Genomic DNA, 10887 nt, shown 5'->3' on the forward strand with positions numbered 1-10887 from the left:
CTCAACAGCCCGCAATCCAAACCCCATAAGAAAGGAACAGTCCCATGACCACCATCAAGACAATCGCCGCAGCCGCTATCTCCACCGCCGCCGTCGCCGGAACGGGTCACGCACAGACCGCAGACGCCCAGGCCGTGAAGAATGTCGTGCTTGTCCACGGCGCCTTCGCAGATGGCTCCGGCTGGCGCGGCGTCTATGAGGAACTGACTGCACGCGGCTATCGCGTCAGCATCGTGCAGAACCCGCTGACCTCGTTGGCCGATGACGTCTCCGCGACAAACCGCGTCCTCGCGCGGCAGGACGGTCCGACCATCCTCGTGGGCCATTCCTGGGGCGGTACGGTGATTACCGAGGCAGGCGTCGATCCCAAGGTCGCAGGCCTGGTCTATGTCTCGGCCTTTGCGCCGGACGCCGGCGAATCCACCGCGGACCAGCTTGCCGACATCCCGCCGCCGCCGGAATTCGTGATCGAGCCTCAGGCAGATGGCTACGGCTTCATCAGCCTGGAGAAGTTCAAGGCGGGATTTGCGGCTGACACGAGCGACACGGACGCGGCTTTTCTGCGCGACAGCCAGGTGCCGATCAAGCTGGAGAACTTCGGCACTAAGGTGACAAATGCAGCATGGCGGACGAAGCCGAGCTGGGCCGTCATCGCGACCGAGGACAAGGCCATCGACCCTGAACTGCTCCACAAGATGGCCGAGCGCGCGGGCTCATCGGTGACCGAGGTCAAGGCCAGCCACGTGCCGTTCCTGACGCAGCCCAAGGCGGTGGCCGACGTGATTGACGAAGCCGCGCAGAAAGCGTCACGCGCCGCGAATTGATCTGGACGGTCGGCAAAAAGGCAGACGGGGTGGAAAGGCCCCGCCTGCCTTCTTTCTAGAGGGTGCTCGGGCGGGTGGATATGGCGGTCGTTGAGGGCTACAAGAGCGTCAAAGACATCCGACTGATCCGGGACCGACTATGATGCGGAAGACCATCCTTGCAGCATGCCTCGTGCTGATTGCAGCGCCGGCGCTGGCCGACCCGCCGGACGATATCGTCGATCTGCTGGGCGCCCGTGCGCCGGGGGCGGAAAGCCAGATGCAGGCTCGCGGCTATGTCGATGCGGCCGGCAACAACATCTGGTGGAACCAGAAGACCGGCGTATGCGCCAAGGTCCACGTCTCGCAGGGTCGCTACAAGACGATCGATATCGTTGCAGACGCCGATTGCGGAATCGAAGCTTTCGGCGAAAGCGAAGAGGCAGCACCGCGCGAACCCTCGCAGGCTGCAATGGACGCCTGCATGAACGCAGCCGACGAACTCCAGCAGGAGGAGACGGGTACAAGCATCGTTACCAACAAGCGGCATTCAGGCGAGAACTGGGTGCTGACAATGAAGACGCTTGGCCATACCTCGCACTGCACGGTGACGCAGTCTGGCGATGTGATCCAGATGGACCCGCCCTGAACGGCGGAACCTGCCTACACCTTGCGTTCCAGAGCCTCCAGCTTGCGATCGAGGTCTGACAGGTCGCGGTAAAGATTGTCGAGCATGCCGTCGATGCCGTCCATCTTGTCGCCGGCAAGCGCGAAGATTTCCTGCACCGCGCCGCGAACCTTACCGTCGGCGACCTGCTCCACGATCAGGTCGAGCCCGTCATAGCGGTAGCGCGCATGCGCCAACGCATCCTTGAGGTCGATGACCTGCTTGCGGACGGGGTCCAGGATATCGCCGAGGTTGTCCATTGCTGCATCTCCGGAACGGCGCGATCAGAAATTGGCTGACGTCTTGAGGCCGAGCACGAAAACGTCGCCATTGGCATCGTCACCACCCGGCCGATAGACATATTGCAGGTTCGGACGGATTTGCAGCGCGGGCGTCGGACGCCAAGTGTAGTAGACCTCCGCGACATATTCCGACCCCTCGATGCCTTCCTGATCCGACACCCGGTCGTTCATGTGCGTGGTGCCGACGGCAAGGCCAACATCGTCCTGCTGCCGCGCGTCGAAAAGGCCGGTGTAGACCATGCCGAGCGCCGCCTGCGCGTTGATGGTCGATGTCCTGCGGTCGGCGACCACGGCGTTGAGGAAGATCTTCAGCTGCTCCGACAGATTCTGCTCGAAGTTGATGTATGCGCCGTAGCGACCGCGATCCGGGACGCCGTCGGCCTCCGAAGTATCGTACCACCCGCCGAACTTGTAGCTGCCGGGCTGGCCGTTGAAGGTGGGCAGCCAGCCGACCTCGGCCGGAATGAGCGCGCCGGTCGAATCTGAAAACCAGACCGGCAGCAGCGCCTTGCTGACGCCGAGGTAGGCCGGGTTCACGTCATAAACGCCGGCCTGCACATAGCCGAAGCCTTCGAGGTTCACCTTCACCCTCGTGCCCCACTGGCTGATCGGCCAGTTGTAGATGTAGTCGCCAACAATGTTGCCGGGATTGGAGCCGCAGAAGGTGAGGTTCTGGAAATCACAGCCGAAGGAGGCGAAATCCTCGCCCACGCCCATTCGGCCGACCTTCCAGTCGATAAGCCCGTCGAGATACTGCTGGCGATACCAGAACTGCGTCAGCCGCGCCGTCTGCCCGCGACCGTAAACCTCTTGCACGAGTTGGAACGTGCCGAGATCGGCGTCCTCGACGAGGTTGCGGCCGGTGCGCTGGGTGAACGTCGCCTGGAACTGCGCCGCCTGCAGGCCGACAAGCTTTTCCAGGTCGAGCGTGACGCCGGCGACATACTGGTCCGCATAGGCGGCGTCGCTCCTGCTACCGCCCGTCGCATTGTAGGCGATTTCGCTGGTATAGCCGAACTGGAAGTCGATGCCGCGATCCTTGAGCCGGGTGCGTTCGCTATTCCAGTCGCCCAACAGCCACGGCGACGGTTCGGAGGCAGTATTCCCCACGGCTGCATTGCCCGCCCGCGCCATGCCGGCGATGACGGCAGCGATGACAAGCGTTCCGGCAAAAAACATGCGTTGCATGGCAATGGCCTCCCGCGCCTGATTCCCTCGCGATGGTGCTCGGACTTTAGTCCTCGGACCGACGCTGCGGGAGGGCCGCAGCCGGTCGTCCACAGTCGCGATCGGGCGGCCGGCGCCTCCATCTTCCCGCACCGAATTCACGGTGATAAGCTGACGCTCATATTCGAGGCGCGTCCCGCCTGCCAAGGGACAAGAGGGACGTTTCGATGTCAGAAACGATGCATCCGGCAGCGCCACATCATCTGCCGGGCTTCATCACGGCCCCCGGCGAAACCGATGTGTTGTTTGTCGGGGCCACAATTTTCCTGATCGTCGCGATCCTCGGGCTCGGCAGCGTCTATTTCAGGCTGCATTCGCTGCCGGAGAAGCTGGCGCACAAAAACGCCAGTAAGGTCCAGTTCGAGGTGGTCGCGGTGCTGGCGCTTCTGGCGCTGTTGACCCACAACAACATGCTCTGGGTCGCCGCCCTCATCCTCGCACTGGTTCCGATCCCCGACCTGCACGGTCCGCTGGCCACCATGGCCGAGGCGCTGGCGCGCATGGCCGGACTGCGGCGGCGAAGCGACGACGGACCACCGGACGAGCCGCACGAAGCCGGGAGTGCGCCGGCCAGGGAACCAGAGGCGCCAGCTGCCACGAATCCCGCTGCCGAAGCCGCCCTGCCCCCGCGCGCACTGGAGACTGGGGCATGATCGAACTTCTGCTCTGTTCCGTCGTCACCGTCCTGCCTGATTATCTTTATCGCAGATACGGACAGGGTAAGCGGCTCGGCCACGAGATCACGCTCTATTCCGTCTGGTTCGAGCTTCGATACGGCATCACCGCCTGCATCGCCCTGACCGTCGCCCTGCTGACCATGATCCTCTATTTCCACCCGTCGACGACGGCTGCGGTATCGCTCTACCGGACGATCCCGATCCTGCCCGAAGGCTCCGGACGGGTAGAGGAAGTGCTCGTCAACATGAACGACCGGGTCAAGGCCGGCCAGCCCATATTCAGGCTGGACAGCTCAGGACAGCAGGCGACGGTGGAGACGGCGCGTCGGCGGCTGGCCGAGATCGATGCCGAAATCGAACTCGCCAGGACGCAACTTGCCGTCTCCGATGCGCAGATCGGCGAGGCGCAGAGCGCCTACCAGCAGGCGCTGGACGAACTGGCGACGAAGACCGAACTGCAGAAGCGCAATGCCGGCACGGTCTCACAGCGCGAACTCGAAAAGCTACAAAACGTGGTCGACGGGCGCGCTGCCGCAGTGGCCGCCGCAGTCGCCAACAAGCAGATCACCCAAACGCAGATCGCTTCCGTGCTCCCCGCCCAGCGCGCCAGCGCCGAGGCCCGCCTCGCCGAAGCGCAGGTCGATCTGGACAAGACGGTGGTTCGCGCCGGCATCGACGGCATCGTGGAGCAGTTCACGCTTCGCAAGGGCGATGTCGTCAACCCGATGATGCGTCCGGCCGGCGTTCTGGTTCCCTCGGAAGCGGGCCAATGGGGTCTGGTGGCGGGCTTCAACCAGCTCGAGGCGCAGGTGATGAAGGTAGGCATGCTGGCGGAAGTGACCTGCGTCTCCAAGCCGATGACCATCATTCCGATGGTCGTAACCGACGTTCAGGACCTGATCGCGACCGGACAGGTGCGCGCCTCCGATCAGTTGATCGACGCGCAGCAAATCGTCAGGCAGGGAACGATCACCGTCTATATGGAGCCGCTGTTCGAAGGCGGTTTCGAAGGCGTCCCACCGGGCAGCAACTGCATCGCCAACGCCTACACCAACAACCACGACGCCCTTGCAGCGCCCGATATCGGTTTTGGAAGCTGGCTCTTCCTGCATGCCGTCGACGCGGTCGGGGTCGTGCACGCCATCATCCTGCGGCTTCAGGCGCTGCTGCTTCCGGTCAAGACGCTGGTGTTCTCGGGCGGCCACTGACGCGGAAATCTACGGCGGCTGCTCGCGCGACCTGCGGACACGCAGGCGTGATACCGCCGACGCATGAAAGCTTGATCCTGCCACGGTTTCATTCCACATCCCTCTCATGAAGGACGACGAACAGCCGTTGCAGCGGGAATCGAGGTGGGCGCTGCCCGCCTCGGTCGGCGTGCATCTGGCCGTCCTCTTGGTCGCGATCTTCGGACTGCCGGTGGAATTGTTCCAGCCAGAACCGGAGCAGGCAGTTCAGGTCGATCTGGTGCCTCCGCCGGAAGAGGAACAGAAGGCAGCGCCTGAGCCACCACCGCCCCCGCCTGCGGAAAGCGCCGAGCAGCAACCGGAGCAAAAGCCAACGGGCGAAGAGACGCCCCAGCAGCCGCCTGCGCAGGAATCGGTGATGAACCCGGTTTACCAGTTTGGCGAGCAGGACGGTGGCCCGCGCCAGCAACTGGACGGCAACAGCGCCGAAGACGGCGCAGAAACGCGACCCCCAGTAGAACAGGCCGCCGACGCAGCGCGCGCGACCGAAGCCGAGCAGCAGGCAGAGGCAGAACTGCAGGAACAACAGGCCGAGGCCGACCAGGTTGCGGAGGCTGAAAAGCCAGAGGATACCGAGCCGAAGGCGGAAGAAGCGAGCGCTGCCGACCAGTCGATCCTGACGACAGACCGTTCCGACATCCTGGCGGCGCTGGTCGAGGATCCGCCAAAGCCCACGGCCAAGCCGACGCCCGCCGCCAAGCCGCAACAGGAGGCGAAGCTGCAAAGGGCTGAGAAACTGTTCTCGCGCTCGGTGACGAACAACCCGCTTGCCACGACGGCGATGCGCAACATGCCGCGTGACATCCGCGCGGGGCGGCTATGCGTTACGGAACTGCGCGAACAACTGCTGAACGCCTGGCCCCCGTACGCTCCCGATCTCCTCCCGACGGAGAGGCTCAAGGCTGGCACCATTCTCAATGCCAACAACGCTGCATTTCGGCAAGCCGGCGAATGGTACGGCCTCGACTATCGCTGCGAAGTGGACGCCGATGCCATGAAGGTCGTGTCCTTCGCCTTCAGCGTCGGCGACAAACTGCCGCCAAGCGAATGGATGAGGCGCGGCCTGCCCGTTCAGTAGCGCCGAGAAAATCTGCTGTTTCAATCTGACCGCGAAACGGTCTAGCTTGCGCCAAACGCTTGGCGGGGCCGATCATGCATGACGTCGTTTTTCTGCTGGATGTCGACAACACGCTGCTCGACAACGACAGGGTGACCGACGACCTCAGGACGCACCTGGCCGAACAGTTCGGCCCGGCCGGCGATCTCTACTGGAAGCACTTCGAGGATATCCGCAAGGAACTCGGCTATGCCGACTATCTTGGCGCCCTACAGCGCTACCGGGCCGATTTCGAGGGCGACGGCGCCGCCGCTCACCGGCTGCTCACCGTCTCGGGCTTTCTGGTCGACTATCCTTTTGCCGACCGCGTCTACCCCGGCGCACTGGAGGTCATCGCAAAGCTGTCGGGGTTCGGGCCAACGGTCATCCTGTCTGACGGCGACGTGGTGTTCCAACCGCGCAAGGTGAACCGCTCCGGGATATGGAAGGCCGTAGAGGGCCGCGTCCTGATCTTCATCCACAAGGAAGAGATGCTGGATGTCGTCGAACGCGAATATCCAGCCAAGCAGTACTTCATGTTCGACGACAAGGAGCGCATCCTCGACGCCATGAAGAAAAGCTGGGGTGACAGGCTTGTGTCGGTGTTTCCACGACAGGGACACTATGCCCACGATCCGTCAAATGCCGGCATGTACGCGAAGCCGGACGTGACGGTCGAGAAGATCGGCGATCTGCTGGACATGGATATCGCAAAGATGGTCGGCGCCTGACGAGGCGCTCTCACACAGCATTTACCCGCCCGCGGCATGACCTGGGCAAGACGGGAGAACGCAGGTGACGGATTCGGTTCTCGTGGTCGGCGCCGGGCCGGTGGGGCTGACGATGGCTCTCGAACTGGCGCGCTACAAGGTGCCGGTGCGCCTGATCGAAAAGGCGACGGAGCGGGCCGGAACGTCCCGCGCGATAGCGATATGGCCACGCACGCTGGAATTGCTAGACCGGGCTGGCGCCACCAGCGAACTGGTCGAAGCCGGCGTCAGGGTCACCACCGCCGAAATCAACGCGGGCGAAAAGCAGATCGCGCGCATACAGTTCGAGGGCGTCGAGTCGCCACATAAATTCGTGCTCATGCTGGCACAGAACGAAACCGAGGCCATTCTCCAGCGCCATGCCGAGGCAACAGGCGTTCGCTGCGAGTTGGGCGTCGAACTGCGGCGCGTGACGCAGGACGACAAGGCCGTGGCGGCGACCATCGCCTATCCTGACGGGCGCGTCCAAACTGAAAGCTTTGACTGGGTGGTGGCCTGCGACGGGGCCCACAGCACCGTCCGGCACAATCTTGGAATGTCCTTCGACGGCGACCTGATCGACAATGATTGGGGACTGGGAGACTTCTACCTCACCGGCGCCCCCTTCGGCCCTGACGTGCTTGCCAACTACTTTCACAAGGACGGGCCGATCATCTATTTCCCGCTCGCGCCGAACCGGTACCGCATCATCGCCAGCCTCGGTCCGTCGAAGGGCGACAGGCCTGTTCCTCCGACTGCCGAGGAGTTCCAGACGCTGGTGACCACGCGCGGCCCGGCGAGCATCAAGCTGGGTGAGCCGGTGTGGATTTCCGCTTTCCGCATCAACGAACGCCAGGTGCAGAACTATCGCGACGGCCGGATTTTCCTGGCTGGCGACGCCGCTCATGTCCACAGCCCCGCTGGCGGACAGGGCATGAACACCGGCATGCAGGATGCGTTCAACCTCGCCTGGAAACTCGCGCTCGCCGCGCGCGGCATGGCCGCTCCCACCCTGCTCGAAAGCTACAGCCCCGAACGCCACGCCGTCGGGGCGGAAGTGATTGCAGCTGCCGGCAAGCTTACCAAGATGGCGCTGATCAGCAATCCGGTGCTGCAGGATATCCGCAATCACGTCGCGCATCTGATCCTCGGCCTGCCGCCTGTAAAGCATGCGCTCGTCGGACAGATGACGGAGATTTCGGTCGGCTATCCTCACAGCAGCCTGAACGGCCCGTATGCGAACGCGTCGCCGAAGCCAGGCACGCGCATGCCTCCCATCGACGGCGAAACGGCCTATGGTTTGGGAGACACCCCGCTCTTCACCTTGTGCGCGAACGAACCGCCGCCCTTTAACCATCCGCTGGTCAGTTCTGCCATGAGACCCGCGACAGCGGCGAATGACATTGCGCTGGTCCGCCCGGACGGTTACCTCGCCATGTCGGCGCGTTCGGGCGACTGGGATTCGGTGAGGGCCTATCTTGACCGCTTCTGAAGCGCAATTCGACAATGCCGTCCCCCAAGCTTGAAACAGGAAAGGATCCCGACATGACCGACACGACCGAGACCTCCCGTCGCAACTTCATCCGCCTCGCCGCCGCAGGCGCGGCAGCCGCTTCGGCGGTCACGCTCTCCGCCACGACGGCCGAAGCGTATCAGGGCAACATGGAGCGTGCGCTCTCGTCGCTTTACGACGCGCTCGCCTCGCTGCGCGAAGCCAGCTCCAACAAGGGTGGCCACCGCGTCAACGCCATGAACCTGATCCAGCAGGCGATCGCCGAGGTCAACGAAGGCATCGAATTTGCCGACGAGCACGGCGGTGGCGGCGCGGAGTAACGCCCAACCGGCTTACCCCGGCTTTCGGGCCGGGGATGTCGGCCACGGTTCAGGACTTCCAGCACGATCGGCCGCGACATGCTATAGCTGGATCGCGGGATCGGCCACAGCCCTCCGTGTCCGCACCTGCATCTGACAGACCTTCGGAGCCCGGTAATGACCACCATCTACGCACAATCGGCGCTGTTGCCGGATGGCTGGGCGACCGAGGCACGTATTGAGATAGTCAACGGCCGGATCGCGAAGGTGGTCGCAGGCGCGAAGGCTGAAGCCGGCGACGAGCGCGTGACCATTCTCATCCCGGGCATGCCCAACCTGCACAGCCACGCCTTCCAGCGCGGCATGGCCGGCTTAGCCGAAACGCGCGGCCCCGGCGACGACAGCTTCTGGTCCTGGCGCGAGGTGATGTACCGCTTCGCGCTGTCGATGACGCCGGATCATGTCGAGGCGGTCGCAGCCCAGCTGTATGTCGAGATGCTGGAAGCCGGTTTCACACGCGTCGGCGAGTTTCACTACTTGCATCACGACATCGACGGTCGACCCTATGCCGATGTCGCCGAAATGGCTGCCCGCATCGCGTCGGCAGCGACGCAAACGGGAATAGGCCTCACTTTGCTGCCGGTGTTCTACGCGCATTCGGGTTTCGGCGGGCAGACACCGAACGCGGGGCAGCGCCGTTTCATCAACGATCTCAACGGATTCGCCCGCCTGCTTGAATCAAGCTGGAAAGCGGTTGAATCGGTTCCTGAAGTCGTGGTCGGCGTCGCGCCGCACAGCCTGCGCGCCGTGACGCCTGACGAATTGAAGGCGGTGACCGCGCTATCCAGCGGGCCGATCCATATCCACGTCGCTGAACAAATGCGCGAGGTCGAGGACTGCATAACATGGTCCGGCGCCCGGCCGGTCGAATGGCTGCTGGGCAATGCGGACGTGGACGAACGGTGGTGCCTTATCCATGCGACGCATATGACCGAGGAGGAGACGACAGCGATGGCAAGGGTCGGCGCAGTCGCGGGCCTCTGTCCGGTTACCGAGGCCAATCTCGGCGACGGCACCTTTCCGGCGCCGCTGTTCACGGCGGAAAAGGGACGCTTCGGGATAGGCTCGGATTCCAACGTCCTTATCGGCGTGGCCGACGAACTGCGCCAGCTCGAATATTCGCAGCGTCTCCACCGGCAGGCGCGCAACGTGCTGGCGAGGAAGGGGCAATCCAACGGCCGGGCGCTGTTCGACGCAGCGCTTGCTGGCGGCGGCATCGCGCTTGGGGCAGCGGCGGGCGGCATCGCGGTCGGAGCGCCCGCTGATCTCGTATCGCTGGACGCCGCACGTCCCTCGCTGACCGGGAAGAAGGCTGACGCCGTTCTGGACGCCTGGATTTTTGCCAATGGCACAAGCGTCGATGGCGCATGGGTCCGAGGCCGCAAGCTGGTGGAAGGCGGCCGGCATATCGCCCGCGAAGCCATTGCCAGCCGGTTCAGGAACACCATGATGGAGCTGACTGGCTGAGCGCGAAGGCGATGGAGACAAAGACGGCAAGCGACGACAAGGGCGCTCTCTACCAGCGCATCCTGTCGGACATTCGCGGCCGCATCCTGTCCGGCGAATGGCCGCCGGGGTACCGCATTCCTTTCGAGCACGAGCTTTCGGCACAGTATCGTTGTTCGCGCATGACCGTGAACAAGGCCATGTCGGAGCTGGCACGAAGCGGCCTGATCGAGCGCCGCCGCCGCTCTGGAAGCTTCGTCAGCCGTCCGCGCAGCCAGGCAGCCATCCTGGAAATCCAGGACATGCAGGCCGAAGTCGAGGCGCTAGGTCTGCCCTACCGCTACGAACTGCTGTCCCGGCGCTCGCGTACTGCGACCCCGCAGGACGAGCATGAAGCAGGACTTGCTACCGGGACGAGCCTTCTGGAACTGACATGCCGACATTTTGCCGGCGTGTCGCCCTTCTGCCTCGAGGAGCGCGTCATCAGCCTTGCCGCTGTTCCGGAAGCGGAAGACGAGAGCTTCGAGGACGAGGCGCCCAGCCCCTGGTTGGTGGGGCACGTGCCCTGGAATGCCGCCGAACACAGAATTCGCGCCGTGTCCGCCGACGCCCATCTGGCCGGGCTTCTGGAGGTGCCGCGCCACAGCGCCTGCCTGGTCGTCCAGCGTCGCACATGGTCGGGCGACACGCCGGTGACCAACGTGCGCCTGACCTATGCCGGCGAAACGCACTCGCTGGTAGCCAGATTCGCGCCACAGGCAGGATGACGCGAAGCATACGCGTCAGACGGTCGCTTGTTTT

The 10887-nt window shown here is 63.9% G+C and carries 12 protein-coding genes; 10 read left to right on the forward strand and 2 right to left on the reverse strand.

Annotated features, from left to right (window positions below):
* Positions 1 to 44: 44 nt before the first annotated feature.
* Both ABMA32_RS11940 and ABMA32_RS11945 read left to right on the forward strand, forming a co-directional pair.
* Positions 45 to 824, forward strand: coding sequence for an alpha/beta fold hydrolase (locus tag ABMA32_RS11940; RefSeq protein ID WP_349013980.1), 780 nt, complete (start codon positions 45 to 47; stop codon positions 822 to 824).
* Between the two features lie 139 nt (positions 825 to 963).
* The gene (locus tag ABMA32_RS11945) at positions 964 to 1452 is read left to right on the forward strand and encodes a hypothetical protein (RefSeq protein WP_349013981.1); all 489 of its coding nucleotides are present in this window, start codon (positions 964 to 966) and stop codon (positions 1450 to 1452) included.
* 14 nt (positions 1453 to 1466) lie between these two features.
* Here ABMA32_RS11945 and ABMA32_RS11950 read toward each other — a convergent pair whose 3' ends face one another.
* Both ABMA32_RS11950 and ABMA32_RS11955 read right to left on the reverse strand, forming a co-directional pair.
* Positions 1467 to 1730 (reverse strand): hypothetical protein, encoded by a 264-nt coding sequence (locus ABMA32_RS11950; protein WP_349013982.1) that lies wholly within the window; start codon positions 1728 to 1730, stop codon positions 1467 to 1469.
* 24 nt (positions 1731 to 1754) lie between these two features.
* Complete coding sequence (locus ABMA32_RS11955) at positions 1755 to 2960, reverse strand: carbohydrate porin (protein WP_349013983.1); 1206 nt, start codon at positions 2958 to 2960, stop codon at positions 1755 to 1757.
* A gap of 206 nt (positions 2961 to 3166) precedes the next feature.
* On the opposite strand from ABMA32_RS11955, the gene ABMA32_RS11960 reads away from it, so the two are divergent.
* The 8 genes from ABMA32_RS11960 (at position 3167) to hutC (ending at position 10853) form a co-directional block, all read left to right on the forward strand.
* On the forward strand, positions 3167 to 3652 hold the full coding sequence (locus ABMA32_RS11960; protein ID WP_349013984.1) for a hypothetical protein: 486 nt from the start codon (positions 3167 to 3169) through the stop codon (positions 3650 to 3652).
* A complete protein-coding gene (locus tag ABMA32_RS11965) occupies positions 3649 to 4884 on the forward strand; it encodes an HlyD family secretion protein (protein WP_349013985.1) in 1236 nt (411 codons plus the stop codon). The genes ABMA32_RS11960 and ABMA32_RS11965 overlap by 4 nt, the downstream gene beginning before the upstream one ends.
* A gap of 106 nt (positions 4885 to 4990) precedes the next feature.
* Positions 4991 to 6001: a DUF930 domain-containing protein gene (locus ABMA32_RS11970; protein WP_349013986.1), complete on the forward strand. Its 1011-nt coding sequence runs from the start codon at positions 4991 to 4993 to the stop codon at positions 5999 to 6001.
* A gap of 74 nt (positions 6002 to 6075) precedes the next feature.
* The gene (locus ABMA32_RS11975; protein WP_349013987.1) at positions 6076 to 6750 is read left to right on the forward strand and encodes an HAD family hydrolase; all 675 of its coding nucleotides are present in this window, start codon (positions 6076 to 6078) and stop codon (positions 6748 to 6750) included.
* Between the two features lie 64 nt (positions 6751 to 6814).
* Positions 6815 to 8260, forward strand: a complete 1446-nt coding sequence (locus tag ABMA32_RS11980) for an FAD-dependent oxidoreductase (RefSeq protein WP_349013988.1) — start codon at positions 6815 to 6817, stop codon at positions 8258 to 8260.
* A 53-nt stretch (positions 8261 to 8313) separates the two neighbouring features.
* Positions 8314 to 8601, forward strand: a complete 288-nt coding sequence (locus tag ABMA32_RS11985) for a twin-arginine translocation signal domain-containing protein (protein WP_349013989.1) — start codon at positions 8314 to 8316, stop codon at positions 8599 to 8601.
* 156 nt (positions 8602 to 8757) lie between these two features.
* Positions 8758 to 10107, forward strand: a complete 1350-nt coding sequence (locus ABMA32_RS11990) for a formimidoylglutamate deiminase (RefSeq protein ID WP_349013990.1) — start codon at positions 8758 to 8760, stop codon at positions 10105 to 10107.
* Positions 10108 to 10118: 11 nt separating this feature from the next.
* On the forward strand, positions 10119 to 10853 hold the full coding sequence (hutC, locus tag ABMA32_RS11995) for a histidine utilization transcriptional repressor HutC (RefSeq protein WP_349013991.1): 735 nt from the start codon (positions 10119 to 10121) through the stop codon (positions 10851 to 10853).
* Positions 10854 to 10887: the final 34 nt, after the last annotated feature.

It is taken from the genome of Mesorhizobium quangtriensis, from assembly GCF_040081925.1.
Classification (GTDB): domain Bacteria; phylum Pseudomonadota; class Alphaproteobacteria; order Rhizobiales; family Rhizobiaceae; genus Mesorhizobium_K; species Mesorhizobium_K quangtriensis.